Annotated in this window: 12 protein-coding genes; 4 read left to right on the top strand and 8 right to left on the bottom strand. The window is 36.9% G+C overall.

Translation table 11 applies throughout. The features are described 5' to 3' along the window. The first annotated feature begins 3 nt into the window (after positions 1–3). On the top strand, positions 4–1,605 hold the full coding sequence (locus H6W53_RS06900; protein WP_185205467.1) for a RagB/SusD family nutrient uptake outer membrane protein: 1,602 nt from the start codon (positions 4–6) through the stop codon (positions 1,603–1,605). A gap of 12 nt (positions 1,606–1,617) precedes the next feature. Further along, positions 1,618–2,679, top strand: coding sequence for an IPT/TIG domain-containing protein (locus H6W53_RS06895; protein ID WP_185205464.1), 1,062 nt, complete (start codon positions 1,618–1,620; stop codon positions 2,677–2,679). A 101-nt stretch (positions 2,680–2,780) separates the two neighbouring features. On the opposite strand, the gene H6W53_RS06890 is transcribed toward H6W53_RS06895, so the two are convergent. The 3 genes from H6W53_RS06890 to H6W53_RS06880 all read right to left on the bottom strand — a co-directional run bounded on the left by H6W53_RS06890 (position 2,781) and on the right by H6W53_RS06880 (position 4,657). Then, on the bottom strand, positions 2,781–3,059 hold the full coding sequence (locus H6W53_RS06890; protein ID WP_185205462.1) for a DUF6150 family protein: 279 nt from the start codon (positions 3,057–3,059) through the stop codon (positions 2,781–2,783). A gap of 43 nt (positions 3,060–3,102) precedes the next feature. Continuing rightward, positions 3,103–3,720: a flavin reductase family protein gene (locus H6W53_RS06885; protein WP_194304449.1), complete on the bottom strand. Its 618-nt coding sequence runs from the start codon at positions 3,718–3,720 to the stop codon at positions 3,103–3,105. A gap of 172 nt (positions 3,721–3,892) precedes the next feature. After that, entirely contained in the window at positions 3,893–4,657 is a 765-nt protein-coding gene (locus H6W53_RS06880) for a tryptophan-rich sensory protein (RefSeq protein ID WP_185205460.1), read from the bottom strand. Between the two features lie 520 nt (positions 4,658–5,177). Here H6W53_RS06880 and H6W53_RS06875 point away from each other — a divergent pair. Continuing rightward, positions 5,178–5,747: a Crp/Fnr family transcriptional regulator gene (locus H6W53_RS06875; protein ID WP_076395915.1), complete on the top strand. Its 570-nt coding sequence runs from the start codon at positions 5,178–5,180 to the stop codon at positions 5,745–5,747. Positions 5,748–5,828: 81 nt separating this feature from the next. Continuing rightward, entirely contained in the window at positions 5,829–6,236 is a 408-nt protein-coding gene (gene uraH, locus H6W53_RS06870) for a hydroxyisourate hydrolase (RefSeq protein WP_185205457.1), read from the top strand. Between the two features lie 102 nt (positions 6,237–6,338). On the opposite strand, the gene H6W53_RS06865 is transcribed toward uraH, so the two are convergent. From H6W53_RS06865 to H6W53_RS06845, 5 genes are all read right to left on the bottom strand, one after another. Continuing rightward, positions 6,339–8,348, bottom strand: a complete 2,010-nt coding sequence (locus H6W53_RS06865) for a hypothetical protein (protein ID WP_185205447.1) — start codon at positions 8,346–8,348, stop codon at positions 6,339–6,341. Between the two features lies 1 nt (position 8,349). Beyond that, a complete protein-coding gene (locus H6W53_RS06860; RefSeq protein ID WP_185205445.1) occupies positions 8,350–11,094 on the bottom strand; it encodes a DUF6603 domain-containing protein in 2,745 nt (914 codons plus the stop codon). 65 nt (positions 11,095–11,159) lie between these two features. Further along, on the bottom strand, positions 11,160–11,855 hold the full coding sequence (locus H6W53_RS06855; RefSeq protein ID WP_076395908.1) for a phage tail protein: 696 nt from the start codon (positions 11,853–11,855) through the stop codon (positions 11,160–11,162). 12 nt (positions 11,856–11,867) lie between these two features. Further along, positions 11,868–13,406 (bottom strand): hypothetical protein, encoded by a 1,539-nt coding sequence (locus tag H6W53_RS06850; protein WP_185205443.1) that lies wholly within the window; start codon positions 13,404–13,406, stop codon positions 11,868–11,870. A gap of 5 nt (positions 13,407–13,411) precedes the next feature. Next, positions 13,412–17,743 carry a hypothetical protein gene (locus H6W53_RS06845; RefSeq protein ID WP_185205440.1) on the bottom strand — a complete coding sequence of 1,444 codons (4,332 nt, stop codon included), beginning with the start codon at positions 17,741–17,743 and terminating at the stop codon, positions 13,412–13,414. Positions 17,744–17,745 lie beyond the last annotated feature (2 nt).

The following is a 17,745-nucleotide window of genomic DNA, read 5'->3' as shown; positions in this document are numbered from 1 at the left end:
TTTATGAAAGCTTTACAATATTTTAAACATACAGGTTTAGCCGTTTCATTTTTGGGGCTTGGCCTTCTGTCTTCTTGCAGCAGAGAATTTACAGACCGTCCTTCCGAGGACTCCATCAGTCTGGAGAATTATTATCAGAACAACGAACAGGTACAGGGAGCAACAGACGGAATGTACTACAAAACATGGTTTCAGTTTAATAATAAGTTTTTCTACGCCATTTCGGAAGTAGGTTCCGGAAATATGTATACCAATTCTTCGGATGTGAACGCCATGCGTAATTTTTCCATAAACTCTTCCGATGCGGAAATGTTCAATGGATGGCAGTCGTTGTGGGCGAATGTAGCACAGGCTAATAATCTCATCAATAATTTACAGAAAAGAGCCGGTGCAGGAGTTTCTCAGGCGGTTATTAATCAGGCTTTAGGAGAAGCTTATTTTATCCGCGCCACAGCTTACTTTTATTTAGTAAGATTATGGGGACCTGTTCCTATAATTATTGATAATGAAGCTGTTGCAGCTAATCCTAAAGTAAATACCAATTTCACAGACGATGTTTACGAGCTGATTCGCAGAGATTATTCTAAAGCGATAGAATTATTGCCTGCCAAAATAAGAGGCGGAGACTATTCTTCGAATGCGAAGGTTTCTAAAGGTTCTGCGAAAGCTTTTCTTGCAAAAGTATATTTGTACAATAAAAATTATACCATGGCAAGACAACTTGCTGAAGAGGTGATTAACAGCGGAGAATTTAAATTATTAGGAGGAACATCGCAATATTCTATTACCAGTAAATCTTTTGGGGATCTGTTCACTTATCCTAATAACAACAATGAAGAATCTATATTCGCATTGCAGTGGAAAGGCGATATTAATTATGGATCTGCCAATAACTGCAACACACAATTTGGGATCAGCAACGGAACGTATTCTACCTCCAATGCGTCTTACGGCGGTGTTTTTGCGCCTTCTCAGGATATTTTAACGTTATATGATACGAATGATATAAGAAAAGCCAATACCATCATGTTTCCCGGATATACGTATACGGATATAAAAGTTAAAAACGGACAGAATTTTCAGACTGGTTTCACTGTTCCGCCAGCAGACCAGATCGGAGGTCAGGGTGCAGGTGCAGCCATTAAAAAATATTGCATCGGAATTGTAAATGGAAATTCCACAGGTCCTGTAGACAGTTGGGCAATGATGAACAACAATACCTACATTATGAGATTTGCAGAGCTTCTGCTGATTGATGCCGAAGCGATTTTAGCAGGTGGAAGTTCTACTTCAGACGGCAATGCCTTAAAGGTTTACAATGCTGTAAGAAACAGAGCCGGTCTGTCGAATGTTACTTCTTTCACTTTTGATGATTTGTTTAAAGAACGAAGAAGAGAGCTTGCTTTCGAAGGCGATTACTGGTTTGATCTCGGAAGGATTGACCGCAGTAAAGCCATTGCGATTATGTCTGCTCAAAACCGTGGAAATATGTTTACTGCCGAATATTTTACACCTTCTTCCAGCAGCTTCACCCTGCCTTATCCTGCAAATGATGTGGCTAAAAATCCGAAGCTTTTGGATAGCCCGGTACATTATCAATTTTAAAATTTACAGAAAATGAAAAATAAAATATTTTATACGAAATTATTGGCATGGCTCATTCCTATCATCGGTTTGCTTTCTGTACAGTCCTGTAACAACGAGGATGATGATATGAAGGGGACAACTCCTGTTATCGAACTGGTTTCTGCATCGGTAGATGCCAACAACAAGCCTGTAGATCCTTTGGTAAGCACCCATATCGGTTATCCGTCTAATACTTATGTTATTAAAGGTTCCGGTTTTGCCAGTCTCAGACATATCTATTTTAATGATTATGAGTCTACCTTTAATCCTAATCTGGTTACAGACAATGCGATCATTATTACCATCAATATCAATACCCCTTATGTTAACGGAAGTAATAAATTAAAATTAGTGACCGCAACCGGAACTGTTGAGTATGATTTTGTCATTGCTCCACCGTCTCCGATTTTTAACGGATTCCAAAGCATCAACGCTGCCGACGGAACCAATATTACTCTTAAAGGGAACTATTTCGTTAATCCGACAGTGAAAGTAGGCAATACGGATGCAGCTATTGTTTCTTACGATCTTACCCATATTGTTGCAACTCTTCCCGCAGGATCGCAGGGTAAAAAGGTGTCTGTAACTACTTTATCAGGAACTGTTACGTACAACTCTCAGATAGGTACTTCTGTTTATGATGATGCTTTCTTTGGCGGTATTTCTAATGCTACATGGGCAGGAGATACTTATGATACGGCATACAATACAGATCCCGCAAACGTTAAACAGGGAGAAAAAGCAATAAAATGGGATGTAAAAGCATGGTCTGCATTCCAGATCGATAACAGTCCATCTATACCGTCCACTGCAAAAGGAATTCGGTTTTATATAAAATCTACCTCTGCAATAAATAGTGGATTACGTCTTATTTTAAATTACAGTTGGGGAACTACTCCATCTATAAGTGTAGGAACAGAATATCAATATTTTGAAATTCCGTGGGCGTCTTTCGGGTTATCTTCAGCACCTTCTACAATGAATGTTGTATTCAATAATAACACCGGAAATACAAATACGATATACATGGATGATATCGGTTATTACTACTAAAACAAGTTGTTATTGCTCTTGAGAGCATAGGATATTTTAACAATATTTTTTTTATACAGTTTATCTTTAGACGTACATGGTAAATCATGTACGTCTTTTTTTCAGCCAAATTTATTTTTACACCGACTTTCTTTCTGCCATCCAGCCTCACCATATATGTCTACAAAGCATATTTTAACTTGTGCCATTCCTTCAGAAACTAAAGAAATAACACAGGTAGCATCCTGTTTGTTTCGTGTGATATACCAACGAGCATCACCATGAGCCAAACCCCATGAGGGAACTCTGCAAACTAATAAATCTGCCTCTTCTCTGCTGTTTACGACTGCAACCCTTACCTGTGCTTCTCCTAATGAAGCTGTCTGATATATCCTTGCCATATTTAACCGTTTTTTTATGTTTTATGTTATGTACGAAATAACATTACGAAGGTTTCGCGTATTTCATTCTTTTAAGTAATTGGGTTGTGTGATAGCCGTCGAGAGAGGAACCGGCAACTGTTCCTGCCTTTTCAATATCCAAGATTCCTGTTTCTTCCCAGATCTCTTCAGGGAAATATAAGTCTGTAATTTCGCCGACAATTAAGTGTGTACCGTTGCTTTTTACAGAAACAATTTCTTTCAGGATTAATCCCATTTGTATATTCGACTCTTTCACAAAAGGTGCTGAAAAATTATTTCTGTATTCAGCAGTTAGTCCGGAAGCATCAAATTCTGACTGTTCACGCTTGTATCTTGCCGATGTCTGGTGTGCTTTTTCAAAAATATCTTTATTTACATGATTAATGGTGTAATAACCTGTCTGTTGTATATTTTCCAGCGTATGTCTTTCAACGGAATCCGGTCGGGAAATAAACCCCATTAAAGGAGGATTCGCGCCAATGTGCATTACAGAATTAAAGACAGCCAGATTGGTTTGCCCATCCTTATTTGCGGTTCCAATTAAATTAAGACTTTTGAAGCCGCTTAAAGAATTAACGAGTGCCGTTCTTTTCCTTTCTTCTGTTTCGGCTATCTGCTGATTGGTAAAATGAATTAACATTAAGTATTGTGATTTAAATTTTTAATTAAAATGTATTTAAAACAGAATTTAATTCTGCTGATATTGAATGATTTTTAGAGAAATGATATTACGCTTATAAAACTGTTTTGAGAAAGTCTGTCAATTACATTATCAATTTTAAAGCATAAATTTTACAGACAATGATTCATTGTCACAGTGCAGTTCTCTTTCTAAACATCTGAAAAAAGACATTCACAAAAATAACGATCGCTGTGATGATTGCCGCAATATAAACGGTCTGGTTGGCATGCTGATTGGCTACCGCAATAGCAATTAATGCCCAGACTGCCACCAAAGCAAAAGCTCCCATCTTCTGTTTCCAAACCATATACAAATGAATAATGGCTGCAACGGCAAACATAATCACCGTCCACACAGTTTCTGAAATTCCAAAGCCGGACCACTGTATTTTTTTAAGATAAGCTGCTATATCGGCAATTAAAGCTACAGAAATCCAGCCCGAATAAATATAAAAAGGCAAACGAAGGAAAATTGTTGTCTTAAGATCTTTAGATTCTAAAATACTACGGTTATTTCCTATAATTTTAAGCAGAGATATGAATAAAACCACCATAATTGGAATCGTAAGAAAAGTATATTCATACAGCCACGTAAATATCCAAAGGCTGTTTGCCGCGCAGGAAACGGTAAACCACCAACCGACATTTAAAATAGTCTTTTCTTTGGTATCGGTATTTTTCGTAAACGGGCCGTAATATATAACAAACCCTAAAAGCCCGAGATAAATCAGTCCCCAAATGGAAAAGGCGTATCCTGCAGGAGTAAACAGGTTCTGATATCTGGCTGAAATAGTAGCCATTGTTTCATTATTAAAAATTCCGGTGTTGGAAAGATAGTTTACCACAATGGTTGCCACCAAAGCAACTGCATTTAAAATCTGAAATAGCTTTGCCATAATTTATTTTCAGTTAAATTAATCAAATTTACATCAAGCCGAGAAATTCTGCCAACAAAAAAAGTATGAATTTTAAACTCTGTGAAGATTTGAGCTGAATCTTGTTTTAGCCTAGCTGAACTTTTACGAAAAAAAAGAAAAATAACACTCCCTGTTTGAAGTTTTACTTTTAAGTCTGTTTAAACTTTTATTTAACCGCAAAAATAACAAAAGATCTGTTAAATTTTTTATTTAAAGTTGATCATTATAAATGAAAAAGAACTCAATAGTTTTTAAAAATCTTTGATTTTTATTCTTTTGAGCGCTTTGATTATCTTGGAAATTCGCTTTAACATCATCTTTTGTCCCTTTTGCGCTTAATTCTGAAATTAGTTTAAACAAGTTTTTTGTTTTATTTTGGGCTTAATTTTTGACATCAGTTCGAAAAGTGTATATGAAAGTAGACTTTTTTGTGGTAGATTTAATTAAAATTTAGGTTGAACATTCTTCGATCATATTCGTATCGTAAACATCATATTTCATGTATTCAGTTCTTGAAAAATTTATCCGGAGCAAAGGCGAAATCTCTTCCGAAAAGATAGAGATCATAACTTCGTGTTTTCAGCCGGTGAACACAAAACGAAACGAAATACTTCTCCAATATGATGAGGTATGCAAATGGTATTACTTCATCAATAAAGGATGCATCCGTCTGTTTACAACCACCAAAGACGGAACAGACAGTTCAAGATATTTTGCTTTTGAAGGAAATTTTGCGACTGCTTTGCCCAGTTTTATCGATCAGAAACCGGCACAGGAATATCTTCAGACCATAGAAAAATCGGAGCTGCTCCGCATTTCGAGGAAAGATTTTTATCTTCTCGTAGAAAATGTACCCGAATTTGCCAAAATCTATACCGAAATTCTGGAACTCGGATTCATCATTGCCCAAAAGAGGATTTATGGATTTCAGGGTTTTGATGCTTTGGAAAGAGTAAAATGGCTGATCGAATATCAGCCGCAGCTTTTGCTTCGGGTATCCAACAGGATGGTTGCTTCTTATCTGGGAATTTCTCCTTCTACCTTAAGCAGAATAAAATCGAAACTGTAAAAACGTTGCTCTATGTCAACGTTTTTAATTTTTTGGGTGTCTAACTTTGCAAGACATCGAAGTAATTTAAAATATAGAAAAATGAAATCATTAATTTTTAGCATTCTTTTCGCTCTTTTGTCGATAGGAGCTTCTGCACAGAAAAATAATTTTCAGCTATCCACTCACATTCTGGATGTTTCAAAAGGAATTCCTGCTCCGGGAGTTAAAATTAAGCTGGAAAAGTACAATGAGCAATCGAAAACATGGTCTTTTGTGGATGAGAAAAGTACAGATACAAACGGCAGAATTCCTGATTTTCTTCCGGCAGAAAAAGAAAATCTGGGCATTTTCAAATTAACGTACTACACGAAAGATTATTTCAAAAAAGACAATACCGAAAGCTTTTATCCTTTTGTTGAGGTCGTGTTTGAAATTAAGGATAAAAATCATTATCATGTTCCCATCACGCTTTCTCCTTATGGATATTCCACATACAGAGGAAGTTAAAACAAAACAGTATTTTGAAAACAGGCTTTAGCATTAATCTTGACTAAAGCCTGTTTACTTCTATTAATTAAAATTGACGAATGCCCATTCCTGTTTATAATCCTACACTGAACTCACGTTAAGATGCATTCGTAATTTGGGCTGCCTGTACAGATATTCATTTGCCAGTTGTACGCCGCCATCTTTCAAACCAATGAACTGATTTTCTTCTGCGTTATATTCTTTTCCGAAATGGGCGTTTTCATGCTTAAGATAGAGATCAATATCAGAAAATTTCCGGTCGGTTATATACAGACGCAAAGTATCATTAATTGTTGTAATGTAATGAAAATCGCTGCTTTCATTTAGTTCGATCACCAGATGCGGCCAGTTTTTAATGGTCTGTGAATGCAGCAGAATTCCGTAATACGATGCATGATAATCAAATACATTTTTCAGGGCGTTATTCTGCATAATGTATTCTTCAAAATCTGTCAGACGCAATTGAGGACCCGCACTGAAAATTCCGAATAAAAAAGCGGTAATCCACGAATTGTCAATTTTAAAATATTTAATGCTTTCCTCCGTACTCAGATCCGGATGAGGAAGAAGGTAATAAACAGGAAAATTTCTGAACTGCATTAATCCTGTAATATAATTCAGCAGCAAATCCGGAACAGCAGGAGCCTGCGTTACTAAAGCAGGCAGATAACTGTATTGGTTTTGTTCCTTTAGCAGATGATGTATTTCCAGATCGTTCTTCCATTTTTTCAGCTCCTGAAGAACCTTATTGTCATTCATAATCATTAATCTGCCGAGTTGCCATGCCGCAGAATAGGTCATGTCGTACATCTTCGTATCTTCATTCAAAAGATTAAGATAATCGTGATGATCCGGAACATCCGTCCATCCCCTTTCCTGTATCCAACCATAAAGATCGAATGAATAATTCCAGTTGGTAAAAGGTCCCTGATACCATGAAACGATTTTTCCTCCTGCTTTCAGTTGATGTTCAAGCGGTATTTTTGCAAGATCAATTAATTTTCTTACCGCTTCATGCTCCACATTCATGGTCATTTTAAAAGGCTGAAGCTGTAATTCATACAGATAACCTTTTAAGTTTTTACCGTTGTATCTTAAATATTCAAGGATGTAATTATTCTGCTCTTTTTTCCTGTTTTCAGTTTCTTCAAAATCGCGGACGGATTTTGGTTTCGGCAGTTTTTCCCATTCTTGTTTACGAGCTTTTAAATAGGCTTCATTCTCGGATATTAACCGGGCAAGTTCAGGATTGGCTGCTTTTTTCAATTCTTCCAAAGTTAAAACTTCCGAATCGGCTAAGCCTTTCTGAAACGTATTGAAATCAGGATGTTCTTTCAGCCTATTGATATTAATCTGATAAAGATCTGCACTGATGCTTTCAAAAGACCATTCTGCTAAAACAACGCAGGATTTTGTCTTTTCATATCCATTTGCTCCGCTGAAATTATTTAACTGATATTTTTCTTTTTCCTGATTGTTTACTTCAGCAGAATAATAACAGACGAATACTTTATATTTGGTATCCGGTTCTACCCTTCTGTGAGAGATTACAATGGAAGTTTCTTCAGGAAGATTCAGCTTTTTCAGTTCTTCATGTTCCTGAACTCTTACGTGCGCGAGCTGCGAAACAAAATCCATAGACGGAAAAATTTCGCGGCTTCCTTTTAAAAGATTAAGAATTTTTAGTGGTTTGGGTTCCGCAATGTCTTCCAGTGAATCATTAAGATGGTTGGTATCGCTTTCCAGTATTTCAAAATCTCCGGAAGCCAGTTCTTCTTCTTTCAGCAAAACCAAAAAAATGTAGGGAATTCTGTTTCCTTTATATTGACAGTCAAATTCCCAAGGCAGAGTACTTCTCCTGAACTGTACATGCGGAAAAGCTCCTGCAAAATCGCCTGTATGTTCATTGGGAGGATACATTGCCAGTATTTCATTCTGAGGAATAGCAGCGTTGTAACCTTCTACATAAAAAACAATCTCCTGTTGCTGAACTGTGGTGAGATTATTCTGAAGATCAGTCTTAATCTGGTATTTTCCTGATCCTACTGTGGGGATATGCGACGGAGCAATGCCTGTTTTTTCTTCTGCCATTTTAAGCGATTTGATAGGTTCCTAAAGATTTTCCTTTGTATTTGTAAACTTCCGTGGTATTTTCCAGATCGGAATAGTCGATTTCCTCTTCATTTAAAATTCCTAAAACAGTCATCATGCTTTTATCCGGCTGTGCAGAATTTTGATTGTGTTTTGCTTCCGATGATGTAAAATCATCCCGATAGGTTTTGGCACAGGTATCGTATAAAGATGTGGTAACAGGATTAATTCCGGATTCTGTTTTAGAAAACTCCAAACGAATGCCTTTGCATATTTCTTTCAGCAATTTTGAACCGGATAATATTTCTTCCTGATCCGGAATTGTATTTGTGTGATTCCAAATGGACTTGGGAAGCGATTTCAGCACCGGAGAAACCTGAAAGGAGGAAAAGTGCGAAACGGCTCCTGTAACCGATAACCGGAGTTTGCTGTCTAACGGAGCAGAATCTTTGTAAACAGGATAGATATTCTCCTTTTTTACACTTTCGGCAGTCAGTTGATCTCCATTGATTTCTGTAAACGGAATTTCGGAAAAGATTTCTAACGCAAATGTTTTCGGATTAACCACAATAGATTCTGTTCCGTCCTTTCTCTTTATTTTTTTTATGATTCCTGATGCAATATTGCAGACCAGAATTTTTGCAGGTTCGGGTAAAAAGCCGGCAATGAATTCTTCTCTGGTTAATGCAGTATTAATAGATTTCTGATGGTTGCCGAATTTAACTTCCAGTTCATAACCCGCCACTTTAAAAGTCGCCAATCCTCTGAAATCCGGTCCTTCCAGTTGTAATCTGGCACTCAGATTAAATGTCTGATTGATGCTAAAAAGCCATACATCCACCACTATTTTAGCATAGATCTGAACATATACTTCTGCTTTGTAATAAAAAGGCTTCCATGAAATAATGAAATCAGCACTGAAGAGAAGTCCTATTTCTGCATACACCACGCGACCGTTCAGGATAAGATTCAAACCTCCTGCAAGACCTGCCATAATGCAGCTTGGTGTTAAAGCAAAATAGGCTTTACCGTAAAAATTAACAGGTCCCAGATTAAAGCTGAATCCTAAACGCGGTGTATTATTGGGATAGTGAACGGGAACTTTAAAATTGGGATGATACCCTCCCAGAGTAAATACGAAGTCTCCTGCAGTTTCTCCTTTCAGCCACATTCCTAAAGCAAAACCGCCTGTTAATTTCAGTTGAGGCAACAATATATAGTTGTTCTCCGTGAGTTGTCCCTGTGCGAGAAAGGTTCCTTCTTCCAGATCTGCGCGCATGGAAAATGCGAATTCAAAATAATAAACTCCCTCCAGCTTCATGGTAGATAAGCCCAAAAGATGTAAAGACGTTTTATTTCCGAAAGCTACTGCAAGTATTCCTGTAGTAAAAATCATTTTGTAGGAATCAAATTTAATTCCTGCAATAATTATATAACTGTTTTCGCGAACAGGCAAATAACGGTTTAAATCGCCAAAAATCTTTTTAATAGAATCTCCCTGTTTTAAACCTCCCTGATGAACGATTTTAATGAGGGGAAAATCCGGAATCTCGGTAATCTGAGGCATTACAAAGTCTCGGTTTAATCCAAATCCCAAAGCAAATCCGTGGATGTAAAAAGCAGGATCTAAAGGTATGGGAATGCCCAAATATCCGAATGCGAATAATGAAGAATAGTTTGGCGTTTTGATGTAAGATCCAATGGCTATTATTTCAATTTTACCCAATCTGAAGGTTAATAAACCATTGTATTCTTCCGTTCCGTGGTGTATTTCTCTTAAAAATGCTCCTGCGATAGAAAGTGAAGGGGAATCATAGATTATGGCAAGTCCCTGCAAAGTAAACTGAAGCTCCTTCCATAATTTTTCCAGACTGAAGTTCTGAAAAACCGTAAAAGGAACTTTAATTCCCAAGCCTACCAACTGCAAACCAAATGGCCCGACATTGAAATCTGCTGATACCGCAATCTGTATGAGATTTTTTTCGATGGAGGGTTTTATCTCATTAATTTTTACCAACGGATGCTGTTTCTCTTTTTCCTGCTGAGTATTTCCTGAAGCCCCGGAATTTTGTTTTTTTGCGGGTTCTGAAGCCGGGAGCGAAGGAACTTTTATGCCTTTAAGATCAAAACCGGGAAAGGTAATTTTCTGTTCTTCGTTTCCTGTTTTTAAAATCAATCCTGCATTGAATCCCACGTTGAGAAACAACTTATCATTGTTTATCCAGATTTTCTGACTGATGAAATTTTTCTTTGAAAGGCTGATTAATTTCTCCCGATCAGGCGTTAATGAACTTTCCTTCTGCGAAAGATACACGAGTTCAAGATCTGAAATTGCATATTCTTTAAGATACTCTCCCACTAAAGGCATTTTTGAAAAACTGATGGCTTGGTTAATGGCTACTGAAAACAGTTTAAACTCTTTAGAAAATACACCTTTAAGCTTTAGGTATGGATATTTTGCTTCCAGTTGAAAAGCGGTAAGGCTTTCTGTATCGTCTGAGATTTTATAGATCCCGAAATTAAGTTTTTCCGGTACAAAAGGAATGATAATGTCTTTTACATCGCCTTCGTCTTCCAGAAGTCCGGAAATATTTTTTGAAACATCCGGCAACTGACCAACCAAAGAAGTTACGGAAACGTCATCACCAATTTTCGTTCTGTTTCCTGTAATTTTAAAATCAATCTTTTTTATTGAGACATCAAGCTCAAGCTGAATATCAGCTTTTGATAATGACGGTTTTTCCATGATGTAAAGCTGTTTGATGGTTTTCGCGGATCATATTATAAAGATTCAGTTTTTTCTTAAAATCATTATCTTATTTTCATGATATAAGCTAATTTTACGTGCTGTGGATTCGGGACTTCCACCGGCGTTGGAGTTTCATGACCGATCGCAAATTCTGTGGCTATATTTTCGTCTGTACACCAACTGTTTTCTCTGTAAATAGTCTGATTTCTGGAAGTAGCTTTCGTTCCTAAAAAATCAAAATTATTTCCGCCTGTTCCGGCTTCTACTTTATAATATTTTGTGGTAACGGTACTCCAAACCCGCGGAATATTTTTTTCGCTTAGTGTAATGGTATTAGACCTGTTGTAAACCTGACTGTTTTTCTGGCCGATTCCGGAGTTCCCGAGAATAAAGCTTCCTCTAAGATCCGGAGTGTTATTAAAGCCGTCGCAAAAAGCCCAGCCTTCGGGAAGCGTGGTTCCGTAAAATGCAACGATGGCTCCTACCGGTAAAGAAACCAGTTCGTTATTGGTATATAAAGAGTTGTTGACATCGGTTCTGCCGGAAGTGATCTTCACCAGTTCTTTTGATCCTTTCATAATTTTAAGCTCCTCATTAAGTAATTCTATCTGGTTTTTCAGCTTAATGAGATCTGCTGTTAAAGTACTGATGACTGTATTCTGAGAATCCAAAGCATTAATGGTTGCTTTTCCGGAAGTAAGCTTTTCAATGTCTGCTTCATTCGCTTTAAAGTCTTTGATGTTTAAATTTTCTGCCATGATTTTAATGCTTTAGAGTGAGTAAAAGATTTTGCCTGTTTTGATGTGGAATTTCATCTTTCCGTTTCTGTAGCCAGGAATATTTTTGTATTCGAGATAGAAAGGATATGCACCGGACGGATTTGCAGGGGCAGATTGTTTTGCTTTTAATCCCGATATTTCCATAATAATGGATGTTCCTTTTTTCAGCAGGTATTCTTTCTGAAAACACAGGAAGTCGTTGTCTGTAGATTTGGGTTTTGCAGGTATGGTCGTGAAGGTCTGGTGTTCCAGCAATTTGGTATTGTTGGTTTGTTTTGCATCATTTTCGAGGATGGTAAAAAAGTTGCCTGTAATCCTGAAACCGCTGTTTTCCGACAGCTTAAGATCCAGCTCGGTGGTGTTGCTTATTGCCAGTCTTATGGTCTGTGCTTCGTTTGCTGTGCCATTGTACAACGTATCGTTGCCCAGAATAAATACTTCAAAAGGGCTTTCGTTTTCTCCTCTTATATCCATTATTTCAAAAACTTTATCGATGATGAGAGGCTGAGATTTTGTATAGGTTTTAGAGAATTCATCTTTGGTAAGTGTTATATTATACATTTCAAGCTGCACTAAAATTCTTTCCTGATCTAAGCGGTTCACGATGGAAAGGTCATTCAATACTGCGGTTAAATTTGTATTTTCAGTGTTCTGATTTTTAAAGCCAAAGGAAATGTGCAGATCGTCTGATTCTTCGGTATTGTTTGCTTGTACAGCAGAATATTGAAAAAAGCCTTTTTTCACTTTAAGTTTTGCCGCACTGTTATCCTGTCTTTCTATCGTCATCTCTCCCGGAAGAAGTTCGAAGGATAAAGGTTTCGGATCATTTTCTATGACCAGTTTATCAAAAGCGGAATTGTTGCTGAGAGCAAAGCTTACAGTATCAATTAAAGTGGATTTTGAGAGTAAGGTAAGGTGTTTTCCGATAGATATGTTAACGAGGTTTTCTATTTCATCTTTGGAAACATCATGATATACCGACAGATCTGCAATGCGAAGCTGATCTCCGTCTTTATTGCCTCCTACAATGATGTTCTGATCTTCTGCAGCATCGTTAAATGAAATTACGGCTTTTTTCAGCACCAAGAAATTATCGTCCGTAAGATAAAGCTCTATACTTCCTGAAGAATTATAATAAACGGAGGCATTAAACCAGTGGTTTTCCCGGATTCTGAAGTCTTCATCGTTTATTCTGACGTTACTTTTAAAAGAGACAGCGTTTCTGTTATTAGATTTGATGACGCTCAGTATTTTATCTCCGATGGTGATGAGATTAAGAGCCTCGCTGCTGTTTTTTTTATGATAGTTAAAAAAGAAATTAACTAAAGTTCCTTCTTTACCGATGCTTTTTTTAAAGGTTAATTCTAAAAGGGTTTTATCTTTAAAATTGAGATAAGAACCTTTATACTCATCAAAATCAACATTTAAAGCACTATTTTGTAAACCAGACTGAACCTGGGTTTTGTAATTATTAACAATGTCATTATTCACTAAATTATCCAGTGGAAAATAATATAACAGTTTTGCCATGATGTTTAGAATTTAGTAGATTTTATAGACAGCCATCCTTCTTTTAAAACAAGATGGGGAATGTTTCCGGAGTTGGTATTAAAGTCCCCGATCTCCAGAATGGCTTTGGAAGTATTCTCAATCAGCTTCAGCAATAATTTTTCATCGTCATCGGGATCTTCTTTTATTTTAATCTTTTCCCATTCTTCCCGGTTTACAAAATGGATCTGGTCTTCCGGATAAAAGGGATATTCCTGAATGATTTTTTTATTGATGAGGCTTTGCTTAAAGCGTTCTCTGATGATTGCTGAAGCGTTTTCTGTGGTGAAAATGTACAGTCTGCCCAACAATTCTCTGAGTGTGATGATTTTATTGGAGGTTTTCATTGACAGAAGTTCTGCCAGTTCTTTTTCGGGATCGTTTAATTCAGAATTGTCTTTTTCTTTCAGTGTTTTTGTTTTTTCAGTGTCTAAATAATAAATTTCTTCGCCCAGCAGATTGTTTTCCTGCTTCATCACATATTTTTCCCGAATGATAAATTCTTTGAGGGCTGTATATTTTTTATTTTTAAACTGATTAAAATCTAAAGCGATCTGCATGGATTTAACGTTTTCGCTTCTGCCGATTTTACCGGTTACCCCATCGTTAATAAATTCATTTCTTATGCTGTATTTTTCTGTATTATTTCGTATCTGAAATTCATTTTTATCGATAAAATAGATATCTTCCTCCGGAAAAAACGGCTTCAATTCATTAATTAAAATATGTTCTTCTTTTAATTCTGAAAGCAGTGTCTGTAAGTAGGTTTCGGATTCAAAATTCTGAGAAAAATCGATGGCTAAATTTTGGGTCATCCGTTTTTTTAAGGGTGGATTTGCAGAAGATAAAGGTTGTTTTTTATTCTTTTTTTCCAGTTCGATCCACGACCACTGATAGCGATTATCTTTCGCAAGGGATAGCTGAAGGTTTTCTTTGGGCGTTACAACAGGCGCTGTTAATAACGTAAGTTCAATTCTTCTCAAAGCATTTTTAATGGCATTGTACGGCAGTCTTATGCGCTTTTCTGGTAAAATTCCTGTTTTAATGTTCAGGTTTCCTTTAGGATGAATCAGAAGATATCTTTGGCAGGCATTCAGCGTATCATTAAGTGCCAGAAAGCTTTCTTTGTCCTGATTTTTATAACTTATTGAAGAGCTGTACATGGTTTTACCTTCAATTTCGTTCCATTTTTCTCTTCCGTCGATTGGGTTTTCTTTCAGAAAATCTTTCAGAGAATAGTAAAAACGGCTTATTTTCTTTTCTGCATCATTATTAAAATAAATTTTGCTTTCCAAAGCTTTCAAACCCAGTCTTTCGTTTTGTTCTTTATTTTCCAGATGGTAATGCCAGTAAGCCAGAACGCCGTCGTTATACTGGTTTAAATCTCCAATGGACATCGGGATTTTCACTTTATCGTATTTTCTCTGGCTGTTGTAGGTATTAATGGTGATGTTTTCTGAATAACTGATGTCATGCAACGCTTCTCCTCTGGTGAATAAATTGATGTTCACTAAAGTAATCGCAACAGGCACGGAAGAGATGGTTTCCAACAGAGACGGATTGGCATAATCTTCGGGTGAAATATGCTCCATTGTTCTCTGCAGTTCCTTTATAAACTGATCTTTTTTGTTGGTTTTGCCAATTCTTTCGATAATCCAGTGTATAATTCTTCTGAGATGAGGATTTCTAACAACTGTTGTATAGTCTGTGTTTTCCTGAGCCAAACCGGCATCAAAAGGGGAAGATTCCCAAGCTCCTTCTGTGTCTACTGCCCCTAAATGTTTTCCGTGCGCATCGAAAAATTCTATCCGCTGATTAAGATACACCGGAACCATCCATCCGAGGACAGGAGATTTTTTTCCTTCTGTTGCTGTTCTGGTAAATCTTGTGCTTACGGCAGAAGGCTGAAGATATCTTGGCGGCAGTGCAACCCAGTTATCTTTATTTTCGATTTTCTGCACGTGGGTGGTGATTATTTTTTCCGGCTCGATGATTCTGTTTCTTCCGAAAGAATCTACAATTCTCAGTCTGCTCATTTTAAAGGCTCCGTTTCTGAACGGATTGAATATGGATAATCTGTTTGGTGTTAAAAGATCGAGACTGTTTCCATATTCTTTGCATAAATCTTCTATGCTTTTTGCCATCTCTTTATGATCTGTAAATCCGTTGGGAATGAGGGGTAAGACGGACAAGCCATTGCTTCTCTGAAGCATTAAATTATTGAAATCTGAAAGGGTAAGTTCAAACAAGGAAGTTTCTTCCAGTTTCTGAAGAAATATTTTTATTTTTTCTATTAATTCCGCGTTGTCTTTTTCATCAATACGAAGAAGGTTTTTGCCCAGTTTTTCTTTTACATATTCTTTAACCTCATCGCTTACAAAAGAATGCCCGTAGTAGATATTAGGATTCGGCATATACGCAATATCATGCAAAGGATAGGCTTTTATTAAGTCTGCATTAAGCTCATCCAAAATGTAGGAGTCCTGTAAAAAATTTTCTGTAAAATTAGTATCGGAAGCCAGATAATGGCCTTCTTTTTTAGGCAGAAATAAACTTTCCCATTCTACTTTATAGGTATGCCACTGATTGGTGCTGATTTCCTGAGAACTGACCAGATTGAGCACATTCTGACGGCTTTCTTTCTTTTCCGACTGTATTTCTTCCGGAGCAGAAGGATTGCTGAAAAGATTGAAAATGCTGTTTTTTTTCGGAGACGAAATAATAACGCTTGGCGGCAGCGGTTCGTAATAATCGGTTCTGTTTTTTTTGGACAGAATCATTCTTGTTTTATACCGCTGATGCAGGAGATTCCGGAGTTCTTTTTCATTTATGGTTTCTCCGGTCTGTTTTGCTTTCAGTAGAAATTTAATGAGGGCATAATCGCGGTATCTTGTGTAATGTTCTGATATTTTTCCGGAAAATAAATCTTTTGCATTCAGAGCTTTGTCTTTTGTATTTCCCAGCTTTTCTTTTAAGATGCTGATCTGTGAAATTAACAGTTTAAGATCTTCTTTAAGCTTATTGATGTTTTTATCTTTGCTTAAAAATAAAGCATTTAAATACGTAGACCAGTGCAGGTACAGACTTTCAATTTTAGCCTGTAATCTGAAGGTATCCAGCTCATAGCTGTTTTGTATTTTGTTGAGATTTTCCAGCTCATCTTCCAAGACTTCGGTATAAGAAATATTGAGGAGATCCGGTAAAGAAACGCCTTCCCAAACCGCAAGAATTTCATCGGATTTTGCAGACTCCTGAAAGGTTTTCAGCTTATCTTTTATCTTTTCATACTGTAAAGCCACATTTCCGCTGAACTCAAAATCCAAAAGACTGCTGTCTACATCATATTCCTGAACAGCATCCTCCTGATCAGAAATAACAATATTCAGAACATATTTTGTTGTTCCGGATGTTTTATTAAACTGTTGCTCGTGCTGTTTATTCCTCAGTCTGGAAATCCAGTCCAGATTAAGCTCCTTCAGTTCATCAAAATTAATGATTGAAGCAATCTGTTCTTCCTGTTTCTGAAGATCCTGCCTGGAAAGATCAGGGTTATTGGTATTGATGATTAATGCAGAAAGTGTCTCGGGCAAAGTATTGGCAACAGCAACATCAAAGGATTCTTCATTTTCTGTGGCTTCCCCGGATTTTAACTGAAAATTACCTGCAACGATATATTCTTCGGCTGCGTTTTGTCCGTAATGATCTACCCATCCGATAACCTGATATATTTCGTTTTCTGTTCCGTCTTCATCATAAAATCCAAATACACTTCTGCAGTTGGGATAATGAATATCGAATGAAAAACTTCCCCATCCCAAAGCACTGAGATTTTTTAAATAATTCGTCTGAGCGTTGGTCTGATAGATCCAGTCGTTCAGTTTATATTTTCTTCCCACATATGCAAACTGAAAAGTATCTGTTGCTTCTTCCGCGTAGGTACAGGTATTGTTTTTATTCAGTTTAGGATCGTTAACGTTCCATATATAATCGCTTTCCACAACCCATTCCTCACCATCACGCTGTCTTTTTATATACCAACGATTGGGAGCTTTTGGCAGATTTCCTTTATCATTAAATTTTTTAAAGAATGAAGGAAGAATAAAATGAAGATGAACTCCCTTATCCAGATAAATGGAATTATCCCATGAAAAAGGCCTTGGAATAATCGAGTTTGTTTCGAGGGGAACATTGGGATTTTCAAAGACATGACGCTCTGTATTCATCCACGGAATATTTTCAAAACGGATATCCTGACCAATAACCTGTTCAGGCGAATTGAGATATAAAGCATTTATCCGGAAAGGAAGTATATTGGGCATAA

It is taken from the genome of Chryseobacterium sp. C3, assembly GCF_014218905.1.
GTDB lineage: Bacteria > Bacteroidota > Bacteroidia > Flavobacteriales > Weeksellaceae > Chryseobacterium > Chryseobacterium mucoviscidosis.
Note: the sequence above shows the minus strand (reverse complement) of the source record. Positions and strands in the feature narration are given on the sequence as shown.